This window comes from Actinoplanes sp. NPDC049668 (assembly GCF_044465445.1).
In the GTDB taxonomy this organism is placed as follows: domain Bacteria; phylum Actinomycetota; class Actinomycetes; order Mycobacteriales; family Micromonosporaceae; genus Actinoplanes.
On record NZ_JBITLR010000009.1, the window covers coordinates 306,287 to 324,839 of the forward strand.

Annotated in this window: 16 protein-coding genes; 7 read left to right on the top strand and 9 right to left on the bottom strand. The window is 72.8% G+C overall.

Annotated features, from left to right (window positions below):
- Positions 1-176 precede the first annotated feature (176 nt).
- From ACIBSW_RS34865 to ACIBSW_RS34885, 5 genes are all read right to left on the bottom strand, one after another.
- Positions 177-968: an MBL fold metallo-hydrolase gene (locus tag ACIBSW_RS34865; RefSeq protein WP_354730036.1), complete on the bottom strand. Its 792-nt coding sequence runs from the start codon at positions 966-968 to the stop codon at positions 177-179.
- A complete protein-coding gene (locus ACIBSW_RS34870; protein WP_354730034.1) occupies positions 965-1,759 on the bottom strand; it encodes an alpha/beta hydrolase in 795 nt (264 codons plus the stop codon). The genes ACIBSW_RS34865 and ACIBSW_RS34870 overlap by 4 nt, the downstream gene beginning before the upstream one ends.
- Positions 1,760-1,856: 97 nt before the next feature.
- A complete protein-coding gene (locus ACIBSW_RS34875; RefSeq protein WP_354730032.1) occupies positions 1,857-2,714 on the bottom strand; it encodes a PfkB family carbohydrate kinase in 858 nt (285 codons plus the stop codon).
- A 10-nt stretch (positions 2,715-2,724) separates the two neighbouring features.
- On the bottom strand, positions 2,725-2,880 hold the full coding sequence (locus tag ACIBSW_RS34880) for a hypothetical protein (protein ID WP_184994260.1): 156 nt from the start codon (positions 2,878-2,880) through the stop codon (positions 2,725-2,727).
- A gap of 78 nt (positions 2,881-2,958) precedes the next feature.
- On the bottom strand, positions 2,959-3,846 hold the full coding sequence (locus ACIBSW_RS34885) for an amidohydrolase family protein (RefSeq protein ID WP_354730030.1): 888 nt from the start codon (positions 3,844-3,846) through the stop codon (positions 2,959-2,961).
- Positions 3,847-3,901: 55 nt separating this feature from the next.
- On the opposite strand from ACIBSW_RS34885, the gene ACIBSW_RS34890 reads away from it, so the two are divergent.
- Positions 3,902-5,386, top strand: a complete 1,485-nt coding sequence (locus ACIBSW_RS34890) for an SLC13 family permease (RefSeq protein WP_354730028.1) — start codon at positions 3,902-3,904, stop codon at positions 5,384-5,386.
- 35 nt (positions 5,387-5,421) lie between these two features.
- Here the strand turns inward: ACIBSW_RS34890 and ACIBSW_RS34895 are convergent, their stop codons facing one another.
- A complete protein-coding gene (locus ACIBSW_RS34895) occupies positions 5,422-6,207 on the bottom strand; it encodes an LLM class F420-dependent oxidoreductase (protein ID WP_354730026.1) in 786 nt (261 codons plus the stop codon).
- A gap of 90 nt (positions 6,208-6,297) precedes the next feature.
- Here ACIBSW_RS34895 and ACIBSW_RS34900 point away from each other — a divergent pair, with 90 nt between their 5' ends.
- The 5 genes from ACIBSW_RS34900 (at position 6,298) to ACIBSW_RS34920 (ending at position 12,203) form a co-directional block, all read left to right on the top strand.
- The gene (locus ACIBSW_RS34900; RefSeq protein WP_354730024.1) at positions 6,298-6,672 is read left to right on the top strand and encodes a hypothetical protein; all 375 of its coding nucleotides are present in this window, start codon (positions 6,298-6,300) and stop codon (positions 6,670-6,672) included.
- Positions 6,672-7,814, top strand: coding sequence for a hypothetical protein (locus ACIBSW_RS34905; protein WP_354730022.1), 1,143 nt, complete (start codon positions 6,672-6,674; stop codon positions 7,812-7,814). Before ACIBSW_RS34900 ends, ACIBSW_RS34905 begins: the two co-directional genes overlap by 1 nt.
- A gap of 68 nt (positions 7,815-7,882) precedes the next feature.
- Positions 7,883-8,890 (top strand): chlorophyllase/cutinase-like alpha/beta fold protein, encoded by a 1,008-nt coding sequence (locus ACIBSW_RS34910; RefSeq protein WP_354730020.1) that lies wholly within the window; start codon positions 7,883-7,885, stop codon positions 8,888-8,890.
- A 37-nt stretch (positions 8,891-8,927) separates the two neighbouring features.
- Positions 8,928-11,072, top strand: coding sequence for a transglycosylase domain-containing protein (locus ACIBSW_RS34915; protein ID WP_354730018.1), 2,145 nt, complete (start codon positions 8,928-8,930; stop codon positions 11,070-11,072).
- A gap of 90 nt (positions 11,073-11,162) precedes the next feature.
- Positions 11,163-12,203, top strand: a complete 1,041-nt coding sequence (locus tag ACIBSW_RS34920; RefSeq protein ID WP_354730016.1) for a hypothetical protein — start codon at positions 11,163-11,165, stop codon at positions 12,201-12,203.
- Between the two features lie 39 nt (positions 12,204-12,242).
- Here the strand turns inward: ACIBSW_RS34920 and ACIBSW_RS34925 are convergent, their stop codons facing one another.
- A complete protein-coding gene (locus ACIBSW_RS34925; protein ID WP_239087191.1) occupies positions 12,243-13,250 on the bottom strand; it encodes a LacI family DNA-binding transcriptional regulator in 1,008 nt (335 codons plus the stop codon).
- A 229-nt stretch (positions 13,251-13,479) separates the two neighbouring features.
- On the opposite strand from ACIBSW_RS34925, the gene ACIBSW_RS34930 reads away from it, so the two are divergent.
- Positions 13,480-15,276 (top strand): LamG-like jellyroll fold domain-containing protein, encoded by a 1,797-nt coding sequence (locus ACIBSW_RS34930; protein ID WP_354730765.1) that lies wholly within the window; start codon positions 13,480-13,482, stop codon positions 15,274-15,276.
- 56 nt (positions 15,277-15,332) lie between these two features.
- Here ACIBSW_RS34930 and ACIBSW_RS34935 read toward each other — a convergent pair whose 3' ends face one another.
- Positions 15,333-17,000 (bottom strand): discoidin domain-containing protein, encoded by a 1,668-nt coding sequence (locus ACIBSW_RS34935; RefSeq protein WP_354727459.1) that lies wholly within the window; start codon positions 16,998-17,000, stop codon positions 15,333-15,335.
- A gap of 111 nt (positions 17,001-17,111) precedes the next feature.
- The gene (locus ACIBSW_RS34940) at positions 17,112-18,467 is read right to left on the bottom strand and encodes an MFS transporter (protein WP_354727461.1); all 1,356 of its coding nucleotides are present in this window, start codon (positions 18,465-18,467) and stop codon (positions 17,112-17,114) included.
- Positions 18,468-18,553: the final 86 nt, after the last annotated feature.

Below are 18,553 nucleotides of genomic sequence, written 5' to 3' on the forward strand. Positions count from 1 at the left end.
CGGGAAGGTTGACCCGCGCGTTGTGGACGAGTCCGGCGGCCTCAATCGAGGCACGTCAATACTCGTTCATTTTTGCTACTGGTTGGTAATCCCACCGTCATCATGTTTCGCCGATATGACGGCGACGACGAAAAGGGACCCCGGCGGCTCGGCCGCCGGGGTCCCGTGGTGCTTGTTCAGACGGTGACGGAGGTGGCCTCGCCGGGGGTCAGCCAGCGCAGGCTCTCCCGTACGGCGGCCGGCGCGCCCGCGAAGGCCGCCTCGACCGCCGGGCGGCCCTGGCTGAAGTGCCCCCAGCCCTCGTAGTGCACGGGCAGGACCGTGCGCGCGCCGACGAGACCGCAGAGTTCCGCGCCGTCGGTCGCCGTCATCGTGTAGTGCAGCGGGCCGGTCAGGCCGAACCGGACCGCGCCCAGGTGCAGGATCGTCGTGCCGATGTCGAAGCGGCCGGCCACCTGCCGGACGCCGTCGTAGAGCACCGTGTCACCGGTGATCCAGAGCGGGCCGTGCCGCTGGCCCGCCCAGCTCAGCACGAAGCCGGTCACCTCGCCGACGATCGGCCGGCTCAGCGGCGGACCGTGCCGGCACGGCGTCGCGGTGATCTCGATGTCCGGCCGGCCGGGCGCCGAGAGCCGCGTGGTGCGCCACGGCGCCAGCCCGGTGGCCGCGGGGCCCAGGCGGCGGGCGCCGGCCACCGTCGTGACGACCCGGCCCGCCGACGGCAGCAGCGCGCGGCCGGCGTCGTCCAGGTTGTCGGCGTGGTGGTCGTGCGTGAGCAGCACCGCGTCGAGGGCGCCGAGCGACTCCGCCGGCACCGCCGGGCCGGTGAGCTTGCGCGACGCCGTGCCCCAGCCGAACCGGTAGGTCCGGCCGGGCGCGTCGAACGTCGGGTCGGTGAGGATCCGCCAGCCCTCCGCCTCGATCAGCGTCGTCGGGCCGCCGACGTGGGTGATCCGCGGTTCGGTCATCCGGCGTGCCGCAGCGCCCAGTCGAGCACCTCGTCCGCGATCCGCTCCCAGCCCTTCTGCGCCGGCAGCAGGTGTGCGTAGCCCTCGTACTCCTTGCGCTCGGTGACGGTGGCGGACTTGTAGTGCCGCAGGTTCGACTCCTGCACCGCCGGCGGCATGATGTGGTCCTCGGAGCCGGAGACGAACAGCAGCGGCGCCCGGTCGTCGTTGCTGTAGTCGACCCAGGTGTCCTGGTGGCCCGGCTGGAAGTTGGCCAGCACGCTGCCCCACAGGATGCCGCCGTTGGCCGGGATCGCGTAACGCTCGTAGAGCGCCCGGCCCTCCTCCTCGGTGAACGTGTTGGTGAAGGCGTACTGCCACTCCTCGAACGTGAGCGGCACCGCCCGGTGCCGGTTCGCCGGGCTCTTGAGCACCGGGAACGTGGACTTCACCTGGGTGAGCGGCACCACGCGTACACCCTCGGTCGGCGCGGAGTTCATCGCGACGCCGGCCGCGCCGAGGCCGTGGTCGAGCAGGATCTGGGTGAAGGCGCCGCCGGCCGAGTGGCCGATGATGACCGGCGGGGCGTCGAGAGCGCGGATGACCTCCTCGTAGTGGGCGATGATCTTCGGCACGGTGAGGTCCAGGATCGGCGTCGTGTCGGCGTTGAGCGACTCCACCTCGACCTCGAAGCCGGGGTAGCCCGGCGCGATGACGCGCAGGCCCTTGCTCTCGTAGTGGGTGATCCAGTTTTCCCAGCTGCGCGGGGTGACCCAGAAGCCGTGTACCAGCACGATGGTGTCGGGTGCCATTGTCGAGCATCCTTTCCGGAGGGGAAGTCGAGCGGGTCGCTGAGGTCGTCCGCCAATCCTATGGATCTTGTGTGGATCTGGGAGCTGGCCCAAGGGCCTATTTCCGTTGACTTCGGACGGCGTCGAGCCACGCGCGCGGGCCGGCGTGCCGGACCCGGATCCCGGCGATCTCCACCGCGAAGCGCAGCGCGGGCACCAGATCGGGGTCGCGGGCGAGGGCGACCGCGAGCGCGCCGTGGAAGGCGTCGCCGGCGCCCGCGGTGTCGACGGCCGGCACCACCGGCACCGGCAGCTCCCCGGCGCGGTCGCCGGACCACCAGGTGACCGGGTCCGGCCCGTGCGTGATCGCCCCGCGCCGCACCCCGGCGGCGCGCAGCGCGTCGCGGGTACCGGCCGCGGTGGCGCCGGGCATCAGGAACGCCGCCGAGGCGGCGACCACGTCGGCGGCGCCCAGCAGGTCCGCGAAGACCGGCCGCCAGCTGCCGGCGTCGAGCAGCAGGGGACGCCCGCACGCCGCGGCGGCCCGGGCCAGGGCGGGGTGGTGGCCGTCCACCAGCACGATGTCCGCCGCCGCGAGCACGTCGGAGAGCCCCGGGGGAGCGGTGACGTCGGCGCCGCGGGCGTTGCGGCTCACGATCGTGCGCTGACCGGTGGCCCGCAGGACGGTGACGGCGGAGACCGGCGGCGGCGCGGCGGACCGGGGCGCGGCGTCGAGCAGCGCCACGCCGCAGGCCGCGACGTCGGCGCGGATCAGGGCGCCCAGCGGGTGCGCGCCGACCGCCGTGACCAGCGTGACGCTCGCGCCCAGCGCGGCCGCCGTGACCGCCGCGTTGGTGGCCGGGCCGCCCGCGGCGACGTCGGCCGAGAGCGCCTCGGCCTTCTCGTCCACGCCGGGCACCCGCTCGACGCGCTGCACCAGGTCGACGGTGGCCAGGCCGACGCAGACGACGCGCACGCCCGGGTGCTCAGTCGGCGAGCTCGGAGAAGAACACGCCGATGTTGCGGAAGATGTCCGCGACGCCCGAGCCGATCCCCTCGGCGATGTCCGCCGCCGGCCCCGGGTTCGTGCCGATGTAGAAGATGACCAGGATCAGGACGATCCAGCCGATGGCCTTCTTCATCGCACACCTCTACTCGCAGGTAGTCGCTCGGTCATGATCTATGTGATCGTGGCACAACCGCGCACGCTTGACGTGCATCTACGCGCTATCGGCCGGGGAAAGCGGCCAGCCGCGCAGCAGCCGGGCGGCGTTGTGCCAGCACACCGCGCGCAGCCACTCGTCGCCGAGGCCGAGGCCGGCCAGCGCGTCGAGCTGGTGCTGGTACGGGTACGGGATGTTGGGGAAGTCGCTGCCCAGCAGGACCTTGCCGGCCAGGCCGAGGTCGCGCAGCCGGGGCAGCAGGTCCGGCGGGAACGGCGCGAATCGCGCGAAGAAGTCGGTGAACGCCATTGTCGTGTCGAGCCCGACGTTCTCGTAGCGCTCGGCGAGGTCGAAGAAGCCCGCGTACTCGGGCGCGCCGAGGTGCGCGGTGAGCATGGTGAGGCGGGGGTGGCGCGCGAGCACGCCGCCGATCGGCTCCGGCCCGGTGAAGCCGCTGGCCACCGGGCCGGAGCCGGCGTGCACGACGACGGGCGCGCCGGCGTCGGCGAGCAGGCCCCAGGCCTCGTCGAGCAGCTCGTCGCGGGGGTCGAAGCCACCGACCTGCAGGTGCAGCTTGAAGATCCGGGCGCCGCGCTCCAGCGCCGTCCGTACGTCGGCGGTGGCGCTGGGCTCGGGGAAGAACGTGGCGCTGGGCAGGCAGCCCGGGGTGCGCGCGGCGAAGTCGAGGGTCCAGGCGTTGAGGTCGGCGGCCATGCCGGGCCGGTGTGCGTACGCGAGGGCGGAGAACGTCCGCACACCGAGCCGGCCCAGCTCGGCGACCCGCTCGGCCTCGGTGCCGCGGTACCGGATCGGCCAGGGCCGGCCGATCAGCGGACCGGCCTCGTCGAAGTGCGCCCAGACCCGCCGCTGCATCCGCTCCGGCAGGAAGTGGGTGTGCACGTCGGCGAGGCCGGGCAGTCCCAGCGCGGTCCAGAACTCCGTCATGGTCTGATCATTGCCCCGCGATTGGAAACCGGGGACAGGGGGTACGCCCTCGCGCATGACCCCGCCATTCGCCGCGGAAGCCATCACCTCCGCCGGCACCACCCAGCTCGTCCTCGCCGCGGTGTTCGGAATCGCGGTCGTCGTCCTGCTCATCGCCTGGGCCAAGTGGCATCCGTTCCTGGCCCTGATCCTCGGCGCCGCCGCGCTCGGGGTCACCGCCGGCGCCGCGCCCGGCGCCACCGTCACGTCGTTCACCACCGGCGTCGGCAGCACGGTCGGCAGCGTCGGGCTGCTGATCGCGCTCGGCTCGATGATCGGCGCGCTACTGGCCGAGTCCGGCGGCGCCGACGCCATCGTCACCACGATGGTCCGCAAGGTCTCCGGCTCGGCGCTGCCCTGGGCCATGGCCGGCGTCGCCGCGCTCATCGGCCTGCCGCTCTTCTTCGAGGTCGGCGTCGTGCTGCTGGTGCCGATCGTGCTGCTCGCCGCCCAGCGCACCGGCCTGCCGCTGCTCAAGATCGGCATCCCGGCGCTGGCCGGCCTCTCCGTCCTGCACGGCCTGGTCCCGCCGCACCCCGGCCCGCTGGTCGCGGTCTCCACCCTCAACGCGGACCTCGGCCTCACCCTCGCCCTCGGCCTGGTCTGCGCCGTGCCGACGGTGATCGTCGCGGGACCGGTCTTCGGCAACTTCATCGCCAAGCGGGTGCCGCTCGCCGCCCCGCCCGCGCTGGTGCCGGCCGGTATCGACTACCAGGGCCGGCCCGGCTCCGGCCCGGCCGGAGGGCAGGACTTCGTCGACCGCGACGACCTGGTCAACGCCGGCGCCGGGGAGCCGGACCGGCCCGTCGACGACGCGCTGCCCGCCGGCCGGCGCCGGCCCAGCGTGCTGGCCGCCGTGCTCACCATCCTGCTGCCGATCGTGCTGATGCTGGCCCGGGCACTCGGCGAGCTCACCCTCGGCGAGGACAACCGCCTGCGCACGGCGCTCGACGTCGCCGGTACGCCGGTGGTCGCGCTGCTCGCCGGCGTGCTCCTGGCGATGTGGACGCTCGGCAAGCGGGCCGGATTCGACCGGGTGCAGACCTCCGCGGTCATCGGCGGCTCGCTCCCGCCGATCGCCGGCATCCTGCTCATCGTCGCCGCGGGCGGCGGCTTCAAGCAGGTGCTGGTCGACTCGGGCGTCGGCAACGTGATCGCGAACGCGGCGCAGGACGCCAACATGTCCGCGCTGCTGCTCGGCTACCTCGTCGCGGTCGGCATCCGGGTCGCCACCGGCTCGGCCACCGTCGCCACCATCAGCGCCGCCGGCATCGTCGCGCCGCTGGCCACCACTCTCGACAAGCCGGCGGTCTCCCTGCTGGCGCTGGCCATCGGCTGCGGCTCGCTGTTCTTCTCACACGTCAACGACGCCGGCTTCTGGCTGGTGAAGGAGTACTTCGGAATGACCGTCGGCGAGACCATCAAGACCTGGTCGGTGATGGAGACGATCATCTCGGTGTTCGGCTTCGGCTGCGTCCTGCTCCTGGACGTCTTCATATAGCGGGGGCCGGCCGCCGGCCGGCCGGCCCCACACCCTCAGGCGTTCTGCTCGTCGCGCCAGGCCAGCCACTCCCGCAGCGGTGCCAGGTCCGGCTTCGGGCCGCCGACGCCGACGGTGAAGAGCGAGACGCCCTGCTCGCGCAGCGCGGCGGCGCTCACCGACGGGTCGTCGGTGATGCGGCCGCCGCCGGAGATCTCGATCTCGGCGAAGTCGCGGCCCACGTCGGTGCAGTGCGCCCGCAGGATGCCGAGCTTGCGGGCGACGGTCTCCGCGTCGCCGAAGCTGTGCCAGATGTCCGCGTGCCGGGCGACCAGCTTCAGCGTCTTCTTCTCGCCGCCGCCGCCGATCAGCACCGGGATCTTGCGGGTCGGCGGCGGGTTCAGCCGGCCCCAGCGCGACTCGATCCGGGGCAGCGCGCCGGCCAGGTCGTCCAGCCGGCCGCCGGCCGTGCCGAACTCGTAGCCGTACTCCTGGTAGTCCTTCTCGAACCAGCCCGAGCCGATGCCGAGGATGAGCCGGCCGTCGCTGATGTGGTCGACGGTGCGGGCCATGTCCGCGAGCAGCTCGGGATTGCGGTAGCTGTTGCAGGTCACCAGGGCGCCGATCTCCACCTGGGACGTCGCCTCCGCCCACGCGCCGAGCATGGTCCAGCACTCGAAGTGCAGACCCTCGGGCTCGCCCGAGAGCGGGAAGAAGTGGTCCCAGTTGAACAGGACGTCGACGCCGAGCTCCTCGGCCTCGGCCGCCGCCCGGCGAATGGTGGCGTAGTCCGCGTGCTGTGGCTGCAGCTGCAGCCCGATCCTTACCGGCCTGGAAGTCATGATCGCAGCGTAAGCCCGGCGCGGAGTGAACCGCGGCCTCAGGTCGCTCGTGTCCTACGTAGCGCGTGGCAGGCGACGGGGGAGGGCGGCATGCCGGACGGCGTTGCAGTCGAGACACCGCGGGTGGGCGAGTTCGCCAAGAGCCTGCGGCTGGAGGCGGACAGCGGCTTCGCGGCCGCCGCCGAGCGCGGCGCCGACCTGCACCGGCATGGCGTGGTCTTCGGCGCGGGTATCCCCGGCGGCACCGTGCTGGACGTCAAGAACCGCTACGCCCGGGCCCTGGCCAACACCGACGCCAACCTGCGCGCGTACCGGAAGGCCGCGGTCGTCTTCGCCGACGTCGCCGAGCGGATCGCCCGCGAGTTCGCCGCGGCCGACCTGGCGTCGGAGCGGGCGCAGGGGCGCGTCGACCGGCTGCTGCGCGGCGCCGTCGCGGAGGCGAACGCGGCCCTGGAGGGGCTCTGATGGCCGGCGGCGCGGACTGGGACGCCTACAACCTGCCCGCGATCTGGTCGATGATCCAGCCGGAGAACTCCTGCGCCGGCGCGGACCGGGTGCTGAGCTGGCTGAATCTGGCGTCCGCCTGCCGCGAACAGCATCGCCGGCTGCTCGCCGCCCGTGAGGAACTGGCCGAGGTGTGGCCGCCCGGGAGCAACGCGTCCGCGCGGGTCTTCCTGGAGCGGCTGGACCTGCTCGCCGCCTCGCTGGACGAGACGCTGAACCGCGCGGAGCAGACCCGGGTCGGCCTGCAGGGTGTCGTCGACGCCCTCGGCGCGGCGCAGACCACGATCCGGCCGCTCGTGGCGGAGCGGGTCGTGGTCAGCGACGACCTCGTCCCGCGCTTCCTCGACCATGCCGAGGACGAGTACGACGAGCGGGCCCGCCAGGCCATGCGCGAGGCGGAGGCGGCGATCGCCGAGCACGGCACGCAGATCCAGGCCCCCGAGCTGTACCGGCTGCGGCCCGACCAGCCGGTCGGCGGACTCGGACTACCCGACGCCGGTGACTCCGGCCCGGGCGGTGACTCCGGCGCGGGCAGTGGGCCGGACGACGGCGCGTTGCGGGCCGTGCCGAGGCCGGTCGAGGTGCCGCACGACCCGCCGGCGCCGTCGTCCGCGCCGCCGCCGTCGTCCGGAACGGGGCCCGAGCTGGCGGGTGTCGTTCAGGCGCCGTCCTCGCCGGTGGCGGCCTCCGCAGGGGTCCTGCCCGGAGCGGTGATCGGTGCCGGCCTCGGCTCCGGCCCCGGACCGGGCCTTCCGTCGAGCGTCGCGGCGGCGGCCGGTGCCGGCCTCCTCGGGAGCCCGGTGGTGCCCATCCGGGGAGCCGGGGCGGCATCGGGTCGCCTGGCGGCCGGCGCGCGCCGGCCGCTGCCCTCCGGCGCGGTGATCGGCCCGGCCGGGCCCGGGGTCGGTGTCGGCGGCCGGGCCGTGCCCGGCCGGGCGCCGTCCGGCGCGGGCCGCGGCGCGAGCACCGGCGACGGCGAGGGCCAGGCCGGCGGGGCGGACCAGCGGTGGGGCGTCCTGGCCGGCGTGGCACCGGTCATCGCCCCCGACACCGCCGTGCCCGACCACGGCCCCGGCCCCGGCGTGATCGGCCTGGACCGGTGACCTTGTGTGATCTTCGGCTCGGGTCCGGCCCGAGGCCAGGGCGGGTTCCGTACCGGAAGATGGTCACCATGCGTAGACGGACTCTGATCGTGGGCCTCGCCGGAGCCGGCACCGGGGCGCTCGCCGGCTGCGCCGCGCCGTCGCGGCCCGTCGCGACCCCCTCGGCGTCGCCGGGCGGGTCCGCGCCGGCGTCCGCCTCGCGCGCGCCGATCCTCGCCTCCACCGCCTCGTCGTCGCTGGCGCCCCGGCCGGTGAGCGCGCCGTACACGCCGGCGCCGGGCAGCGCGCCGGCCGCGTACGCGGTGGGCCGGCGGGTGCTGCACCTGCGGCGCGGCCCGGACCGCGCCCTGCCCACCACGGTCTGGTATCCGGCCGCGGGCGCGGTGCCGGCCGAGCCGGATCCGGCCGACGGCGCCGCGCCCGCCGCCGGGCGCTTCCCGCTCGTGCTGTTCAGCCACGGCCTCACGTCGCGGCCGGAGGACTACGAGGCGACGCTGGCGCGGTGGGCGCGGGCCGGCTTCGTCGTGGCCGGGCCCACGTACCCGAGGACCTCGTACGGCGCGGCGGACTTCGACGCGCGGGACATCGTCAACCAGCCCGCCGACGCGTCGTTCGTGCTCGATTCGCTGTCGGCGCCCGCCGGCCCGTTCGGCGCGATGGTCGATCTGAATCGGCTGGCCGCCGCGGGTCACTCGGCCGGGGGAATAACCACTGTCGGGTTGTTCAGTGCCTACCGTGACGAACGTCTCAAAGCGGGCGTCGTGCTGAACGGCACCGACTTCCAGGGCGCGCCGTTCACCGGGCCGCCGGCGGCGCTGCTCTTCGTGCACGGGCGCCGGGACCAGACCGTCACGCACCGGGCCGGGCACGCGGTTTTCGCGGCCGTTCCCTGGTCACGCGCGATGCTGTCGATCACCGAGGGCGGGCACGTCACGAAGGCGCCGGACTTCGAAACGACCGTCGGCACATCGACGGAGTTCCTCCGCTGGGCACTGTACGGCGACGCGGCGGCGCGGGCGCGCATCCCGGCCGCGGCGGCGGCCGGCAATGTCGGCACGCTCGAGGACCAGCTCTGAGAGGCGGGCTTGGATCATCGTGACTAACCTGATTCAGGTGACTTCTCCAACCTCCTCCCGTGATCGCAACAAGCTGGCCAGCGCCGGATCGCTCCTGATCTGCGGGCTGCTGGCCGGCGTCGTGGTGGCCGCCGCCTCGTTCCCGGCCGTCGCCATGTCGGGACTGGCGGCGAAGGCCGGTTCGGAGACGTTCGGTGAGCTGCCGAGCCAGCTCTCGCAGCAGAGCGCGCCGCAGGTCACGCGGGTGTTCGCGTCGGACAACAAGACCCAGCTCGCGGTCATGTACGACGAGTTCCGCAGCGACGTCCCGCTCAAGGACATCTCGGTGAACATGCAGAACGCGATCGTGTCCGCCGAGGATCACCAGTTCTACAAGCACAACGGCGTCGACCTCAAGGGCGTCGCCCGCGCGTTCGTGAACAACAAGAACGGCGGCGGCAAGCAGGGCGCGTCGACGCTGACCATGCAGCTGGTGCGGATGACGCTGGCCTACTCGGCCAAGACCCCGCAGCAGGCGGTCGACGCGACCAAGGACACCCCGGAGCGCAAGCTCTCGGAGATGAAGTACGCGATCCAGCTCGAGAAGGAGCTCACCAAGCAGCAGGTCCTCGAGCGCTACCTGAACATCGCGCCCTTCGGCAACGGCGCGTACGGCGTCTACGCCGGCAGCCAGGTCTACTTCGGCAAGAAGCCCAAGGAGCTGACGGTGCCCGAGGCCGCGCTGCTGGCCGGCATGGTCAAGGCGCCGACGTCGTTCGACCCGACCACGCCGAGCGGCCACCCGCAGGCGCTGGACCGGCGCAACTACATCATCGACAACATGCGCGACCTCGGCTACCTGACCCCGGCCGCGGCGACCAAGGCCAAGGCCGTCAAGCTCGGCCGGACCACCAACCGGCCCGGCAACGGCTGCGTCTCGGTGGCGAAGAACAACTGGGGCTTCTTCTGCGACTACTTCTACCGCTGGTGGTTGACCCAGGAGGCGTTCGGCAAGACCACGTACGACCGGGAGCGCCAGCTCAAGACCGGCGGCTACCGGGTCGTCACCTCGCTGGACGTCAAGGCGCAGAAGGCGGCGCGCAAGGAGATCACCGGGCTGATCCGGGACACCAACCGCAACGCGCTGCTGCTGGCCGGCGTCGAGCCGGGCTCCGGCCGGGTGCGCACCCTCGCCGCCAACCGTAAATACAAGCTGGACAGCACGGCGGACCCGCAGAACCGGCTCTCGTCCGACCCGGCGAAGGCGGAGAAGGGCATCCGCGGCACCTACCCGAACACCACCAACCCGATCATCACCGGCGGCGGCGACATCGCCGGCTACCAGGCCGGCTCGGTGTTCAAGATGTTCACCATGGTCGCGGCGCTGGAGAACGGCTTCGGCCTGGACCACACGATCAACGCGCAGGGCCGGTACAAGTCGGGGTACATCATCGACCCGAGCTCGGACGCGGCCTGCCCCGGCACACACTTCTACTGCCCGGGCAACGCCGCGAAGAACGAGGTCGGCCCGTTCAACATGTGGACCGGCTTCGGCCGCTCGGTGAACACCTACTTCGTGCCGCTGCAGGAGGAGGTCGGCGCCGAGAAGGTCGTCGACGTGGCGAAGCGGTTCGGGGTGAAGTTCCGCTCGGAGAGCGACGCCAAGATGGCGAACGACGAGGCGTCGGCGAACCAGTGGGGCGCGTTCACGCTCGGTGTCTCCGCGTCGACGCCGCTGGACATCGCGAACGCGTACGCGACCCTCGCCGGTGACGGCCGGTACTGCGCGCCGACGCCGATCCAACAGATCTACACCCAGGACGGCAAGAAGAGCGACATCGGCCAGCCCAAGTGCAACCGGGCGACCAGCAAGGACGTCGCGCGCCGGGCGCTGGACGCGGCCCGGTGCCCGGTCGGCGACCGGGCGCAGCTCGGCAACTGCGCCGGCGCGACCGAGCGCAACGCCCGCAGCGTGGTCGGGCACCCGATCTTCGGCAAGACGGGTACGACCGACGCCGACAAGACCGCCGCGCTGGTGGTCGGCACCCAGGATCTCGTGGTGGCCGGCTACCTGGTGAACCCCGACTGGGCCGACCACCCGGACCGGATGTCGCACGGCATCGTCAACCCGGCGGTGTACCGCACGGTCGCGGACTACATGCAGGACCGGCCGGAAGAGGAGTTCAAGAAGCCGAGCGACTGACACCCGCGCTTTCCGCTCCGGACATGTACAGGCCGCCGTTGATCTCATACATTGACGGCGGTCCATCAATTCCGGAACGTGGGAGCACACATGCTCGGTACGGGCAGGATCGCGGCCGCGCTGACCTTGGCGCTGGCCTCCCTCGGCATCGTGGCGCCGGCACCCGCCGGCGCCGCGGTCAGTCGGTCCGAACTGGCGCTGCGCTGGGCGCCGATCCATTACCAGGACGTCGACGCCACCGGCAGCCACGCGCTGGGCGGCAAGTCCGACTACATCACCCGCGTCGACTTCGACGGGGACCTCAACGGCCGGAACAACTGGGACAACGCCGCGCGGGCGGACGCCTCGTTCTCGGCGGCGGCGTACTACTCCGTCGCGGAGACGGGTACGCACTGGTACATCACCTACCTCTTCTTCCACCCCCGCGACTGGGTCGACCATCCGTTCTTCGAGACCGAGCACGAGAACGACGGCGAGGGCGTCCTGCTCGCGGTGCAGAAGGACGGCTCCACGTACGGCGTGCTGCGCTCGGCGGTGACCGTGGCGCACACGAGCTTCTACTCGTACACGCCGAGCGGGAGCACGTGGACCGGCGGCCGCGAGACGGTGGACGGCACGCTGCAGCTGCAGTCCTCGCCGCACGACTCGTTCCAGCACCCGGTGACCGCGCAGGAGGTGCAGGGGCACGGCCTGAAGGCGTACCCGCAGTACACCATCAACGGCGACGGCATCGTCTACTACCCGGCGGCGCAGGGAGAGACCCCGAGCGGCGGCAACGACCGGGACGTGAAGTACGAGCTGATCGACATCTTCGCGAGCGGCGGCCTCTGGGCGCAGCGCGACAACACGAACCTGTACGCCAACCTGGGCACCTTCGCCGGCGACACCTCGGGCGGCTGCGGGACCGGCACGTACTCGTGCGGCACGAACTCGGCGAACGCGCCATGGGGCTGGGACGACGGCGACGACCTGCCGGGGCGGGGCCAGATCGCCACCGACCCGGCGAAGCTGTCCGCCGAGTACTTCACGGTGCCGGGCGAGCTGGCCCGGGCGTACACCTACAACCCGTACTCGGCCGAGGCCGCTGACCTGAAGCGGGCCGCCGAGACGGCACCGCCGGTGATCGACTGAGGCAGGGGTGTTGCGGCCGGGCGCAAGCCCGGCCGCAACCTAGGCGCGCGGCGCCCGGGTGCTGTCGCGGATGATCAGCTCGGTCGCCAGCTCGATGCGGGGCGCCTGGATCTCCTCGCCCTGCGCCAGGCGCAGGATGGTCCGGGCCGCCAGGCCGCCCATCTCGGCGAGGGGCTGGCGCACCGTGGTGAGCGGCGGCGACGCCCACCGCGCCTCCGGCAGGTCGTCGAAGCCCACCACGCTCAGGTCGTCCGGCACGCGCAGCCCGCGCCGGCGGGCCGCCTCGTGCACGCCGAGCGCCATGGTGTCGCTGGATGCGAAGATCGCCGTCGGCGGCGTGGCCATGTCGAGCAGGGAGGCGCCGCCGGCGAAGCCCGAGTCGTACAGGAAGTCGCCCTGGCGGATCAGGTCCTCGTCCGGCTTGAGCCCGGCGGCCTCCAGGCCCGCGCGGTAGCCGTCCATCCGGGCCCGGCTGCAGAGCAGGTTCTTGGGGCCGGCCACGAAGCCGACCCGGCGGTGGCCGAGCTGCACCAGGTGCTGGGTCGCGGACAGGCCGCCCGCCCAGTTCGTCGCCCCGATGGTCGGCACGTCGATCGCCGCGCCGCCGGCCGGGTCGATCACCACGACCGGGATGTTGAGCCGCTGCAGCTCCGCGTAGACCGGGGTGGTCAGGTCGGAGGTCACGAAGATGACGCCGTCGGAGGCGCGCACGTAGAGGTTCTGCAGCCACTGGCGGGTCGCCGCGGACTTGCGGTGCACCGCCGAGACGACCGTGCCGACCCCGGAGGAGTGCATCACGTCCTCGACGCCCCGGATCAGCTCCACCGCCCAGGGGCTGTCCAGGTCGTTGAAGACCAGGTCGACCAGGGCCGCCTTCCCGGCCTGCTGGCGCGAGGCCCGGCGCCGGTAGCCGTGCTGCTTGAGCAGGTTCTCCACCGCCTCCCGGGTCTGCGGAGACACGTCGGCGCGGCCGTTGAGCACCCGGGAGACCGTGGGGACCGAGACCCCGGCCTCGCGGGCGATCGCGGCGATGGTCACGCGGGCCAAGGCGATCTCCTCGTAAGTTTCGGTGGCAGTTTTCGGAAGTATTCCACAGTCGCCGCCGGAAAACATGAAAGCCATTAACGTCCATCGATATAGATCCTTCGGCGTAATCACCCCATAGCGCCAAGTGATCCGTTCGACGGCCCGCGCTCGCGACCTTTGGGCGCGAGCCCCGTTAGTTCCCGTTGTGCGTAATAACCGAAAAAGCCTGAAATTCGTCGTACGTAGGTTCGTGACCGTCGGCGTCGCCACGGTGGTCGTCGCCGCCGGCGGCGCCGCCCTCGCCGAGGTCGTCTCCGGGGCGCCCACCCCGTCGCCGTCGTTCAACGGCCCGGTGTACGCGATCGCACACCGCGGCGACGTCGTCTACGCCGGCGGCTCCTTCACCGGCGCCCTGGTCCGCGGCAAGACCGTCGCCCGGCAGCGCCTGGCGGCCTTCAACGCGCGGACCGGCGCCCTGCTCGACTGGAACCCCGGCGCCGACGCGACCGTCCGCGCGCTCACCGTCGACGGCAACACCGTCTTCGCCGCCGGCGACTTCGACAAGGTCGCCGGCATGTCGCGCGACGCGGTGGCGAGCATCGACGCCGACACCGGCGTGCTCGGCGCGCTCAAGCACACCGTGCTCGGGCAGCCGAACGCGCTCGCGGTCGCCAACGGCCGGCTCTACGTCGCCGGCCGGCTCACCGCGGTCGACGGCTCGCCGCGGGCCAACCTGGCCGCGTTCAGCACCGCCACCGGGCAGCTGGAGGCCTGGGCGCCGACGGCCGACGACACCGTCAACGCGCTCGCCGTCGCCGGCAGCCGGGTCTACCTCGGCGGCACGTTCCACAAGGTCAACGGGGTCAAGTCCACGCTGCGCCTCGCCGCGGTGGACGGCAACACGGGCGTGCTGGACGCGGCCTTCAAGCCCAAGCCGGTCTCGCAGGTCTTCGCGCTGACCGCCGACGCCGACGGCGTGTACGCGGCGCTGGGAGGCCTGGGCGGCCGGGCCATCGCGTACACCTTCGCCGGCGCGACCCGCTGGACCCGGGTGTTCGACGGCGACGCGCAGGCGATCGCCACGATGAACGGCACCACCTACGTCGGCGGGCACTTCGACAAGGCCTGCACGACGACCAACAACGGGATCAAGGGCGTCTGCACCGACGGCTCGGTGCCGCGGGTCAAGCTCGCGGCGATCGACGGCGCGGGCAACCTGACCGACTGGGCGCCGCAGGCCAACGGCGTGGTCGGGGTGCGCACCCTCGCCGCCAACCAGGCCATCGGCCTGCTCAGCGTCGGCGGCGACTTCACCACCGTCACCGGCTCGGCGCAGAAGCGGTACGCGTCCTTCGGCGGCCCGACGGTCGGCGGTCCGGTGCCGCCCGCGCCGCCCGTCGAGTCGTCGCCGTACGTGGCGTCGTACAACTTCGACTCCAACGTCAACGACGGCAACTACGACGACGGCTCCGGCAACGGCCACGTGCTGCGGACCCAGGCGGTCAACGGCGGCGCGCTCAAGCCGGTCCGGCACGGCGACGGCATGGCGATCACGTTCCCCACCAAGTGCACCGGCGCCGACTGCGCCCGGGTCGTGCTGCGCTCCGGCGAGGTGCCGGACCTGAACCCGGACACGCGCAACCTGCGCTACGGCGCGGCGGTGCTGCTCTCGCCGGCCGAGACCTCGTCGGGTGAGAACGTGATGCAGAAGGGCTACTCGACCGCGGGCGGCGGTCAGTACAAGCTCCAGGTCGACGGCGTCTCCGGCAAGCCGACCTGCGTGATGAGCGACCAGAACACCCCGACGATCCACGTGGCCCGGGGCGCGCGGTCGATCGCCGACGGCGCGTGGCACAGCCTCGAGTGCCGGCGGATCGGCACCAGCCTGTCGATCCACGTCGACGAGCAGGAGGCGGGCAGCGCGACGCTGCCGGCCGGCCTGTCGGTGGTCAACGCGCAGCCGCTGAGCCTCGGCGGCAAGGGCACGGGCGTCGACAACGACCAGTTCCACGGCAGCGTCGACGACGTCTGGGTCAGCATCGGCTGACGCAAGCGCGGGCCGGCGGCCCCTGCGGCTGAGGATGGAAGCCGCAGGGGCCGGGTTCATCCGGCGTACACCTCGAGGGAGGAGGCCTGGCCGGCCGGCCAGCCGGTGTTGGCCGTGAACGTCACCCGCAGGTGGCGGGCCGGGGTCGCGGCGCAGGCGATCGTCGCCTGGTTGCCGGTGGCCGGGTCGAACGCGCGGCCGGCGGCGCCGGCGAGGGTGGTGAACGCGGCGCCGTCCGTGCTGCCCTCGATCCGCAGCGTCTGGGTGCGCGGCCCCCAGCCCGGCGGCAGCCGCAGGACCACCCGCGCGACCGCGGTCGCCGCGCCGAGGTCGACCTGCAGCCACTGCGGGAACGCGTGGTTGACGCTCTCCCAGTAGGTGCCGGGGTTGCCGTCGACCGCGTTGCCCGGGCCGTACACCTGGGTGTGCCCGCTCTCGGCCGTCGGCCGCCCGGCGGCCAGGTCCCGGGCGGGGTCCGGCCCGGGGCCGCCGCCGACGACGGGCGGGGTCGGCCGGGTCGCGGTGAGCGCGAGCTGGCCCTTGAGCATCCGGCCGCCGTCGGCGGTGATACGCAGGTAGTAGTCGGGGGAGCAGGCGGTGCCGTCCTCGTCCAGCGCCCGGATGCCGGAGCCGGCCGGCACGTGCGCGGCGCTCGCCGCGGTCTTGGCGATCTGGTTGCCCTCGTTGAACTCGTCGAACATGGACACGTAGAGGCCCTGCGAGCCGAGCCGGATCATGTTGTAGAGGCTGCGCCAGTAGTAGTCGCCGTGCCGGCGGTGCCCGGCGGACAGGTCGCCCGGCAGCACGCACGGCTGGTAGTCGATGCCGTGCGCCTGGCAGTCCGCGTAGTCGCCGACGTTGACGTTGGCGTAGTACGAGTCCAGGTCGGCCGGGCTCGCGGCGCGCCCCACCATCCACGGCGAGATCATGTGGAACGCGTGGTACACCTCGCCGAAGCCGGGCCGGGAGTCGTTGATGCCGGCCCGCCACCAGGTCGGCACGCCGCCGATCACGTAGCAGCCCTGCGCCTTGAACCAGTTGATCACCTCGAGGCACGGTCCGGGCGCGAACGGGCGGCCCGGATCGTTGAAGCCGAAGCCCCAGATGCACACGACGGGCTTGCCGTTCTGACGGGCGTACGCCGGCGACGACGTGTGCGCGGACATCTTCGTGGTCCAGTCGGTCTTGAGCTCGGACTGCATGTTCGTCCAGCTCGTGACGTCGTACATGATGTAGAACTTGCGGCCGGTCGCCTCGGCCGCGCCGCGGACCTTGACCGCCATGGCGTCGCGGGTCGGGCCCTCGTCGCCGAACGGGTTGAAGCGCTGCAGCGCCGCCGTGTCGATGCCGTGCTGCCGCATCCAGCCCAGGTGGGTGTCGACGGTCTGCTGGTCGTAGGAGGAGAAGAGCCGGGCGGGCCGCCCGTCGCCCAGGTTCGGGTAGGCGGTCGGGTAGCCGTGCGCGAGGTCGGTCAGGTCCGGCCAGGACACGATCGTGGTGTTGGCGGGCGACGGCGGCTGGAACCGGTCGCGGCTCCAGTGCCACCAGCCGCCGATCGGGGCGCCGTCGCCGGGGCAGGCGAACCAGCCCTGGTAGCCGGCGCTGATCTTGCCGACGACGTCGCCGGGTGGCGAGGCCGCGGCGGCCGGCGCGGGTCGGGCCAGTGCCGCGGCGGCGGGGCCGGCGGCCATCGTGGCGAGCAGGGTACGGCGGGAGACGGGCACGGTGACGCTCCTCTGATCCGGACTCGAAGGGAGTCTGGGGATGACGGATCGACGGTCATCGTGGCAGTGCCCGACACATCAATGCAATAGTTGAACCAAATTATGAAACAATCACGACTCGTGTCTGAAAGAAGGCAGCCACAGCGCCGCCAGGGCGCCGGCCGCGATGAGGGCGGCGCCGACCTCGACCGCCGGCACCAGGCCGTCCACGAAGGACTGGCGGCTCGCGTAGCCGCCGTACGAGCTGAAGACCGAGGCCAGTGCCGCGACCCCGACCGCGACGCCGAGCTCGCGGATCGTGTTGTTGGCGCCCGACGCGACGCCGCGCACCCGGGCCGGCACGCCGGCCAGGGCCATCGTGCTGATCGGCGCGAAGGTCAGGCCCATGCCGGCGCCGGCGAGGACCAGGGCGACGACGAGCCCGCCGTAGCCGACGTCGGCCGTGGTCCGGAACGCGAGCCACAGCACGCCGGTCGCCAGCAGCGCCTGGCCCGCGACGATCAGGTTCCGCAGGCCGAGGCGGTCGGCGAAGACCCCGGCCAGCGGCGCGACGACCATCGGCGCGAGGGTCCACGGCAGCGTCCGGATGCCCGCGTCCAGCGGGCTCAGCCCCTGCGCCACCTGGAAGAACTGGGCGAGCAGGAAGACCGAGCCGAACGCGCCGGCGGAGAACGTCAGGCTCACGACGCTGACCAGGCCGAAGCCGGGGGAGCGGAAGAGCGAGAGCGGCAGCATCGGTGCGGGGTTGCGGTGCTGCCAGCCGGCGAACGCCGCCAGCAGCGCGGCCCCGCCGATCAGCATGGACAGCACGCGCGCCGAGGACCAGCCGTGCTCCGGGCCGTCCGCGATGCCCCAGACGAGCAGCAGCATGCCGGCCGCGGAGAGCAGCAGGCCCAGCGGGTCGAGCCGGGCCGCCCCGCCGCGCGACTCGGGCAGCACGGCCGCGGCCAGGGCGACGGCGACCACGCCGACGGGCACGTTCAGCCAGAAGATCCACGACCAGTGCAGCCCCTGCGCCACCGCGCCGCCGACGACCGGGCCGACCGCGATGCCGAGGCCGCTGATGCCGCCCCAGACGCCGACCGCCGCGCTGCGCCGCCGGTCCGGGACGGCCTGGGAGAGCAGGGTCAGCGACAGCGGCGCGACCGCTGCGCCGGCCAGGCCCTGCGCTGCCCGGGACGCGGTCAGCATCCACGGCTGCGTGCTCAGCGCGGCGGCGGCCGAGGCGAGGGTGAACAGCACGATGCCGGCCAGGAACACCCGGCGCCGGCCGAGCCGGTCGCCGAGCGCGGCGGCGGTGAGCAGGACGGCGGCGAACGGCAGCGTGTACGCGTTCACGAACCACTGCAGGTCGGTCACGGAGGCGCCGAGGTCGGCGCGGATCGCCGGCAGGGCCGTGGTCACCACCAGGTTGTCCAGCGTGACCATGAAGATCGGCAGGCCGGTGGCGGCGAGCAGCCGCTTCATCCGGCCTCCTAGTTGTTATTCACTGATAACTAGCCATCGAACGTAGTTATCGACTGATAACCTGTCAACCGCCGAAACCGAGGGAG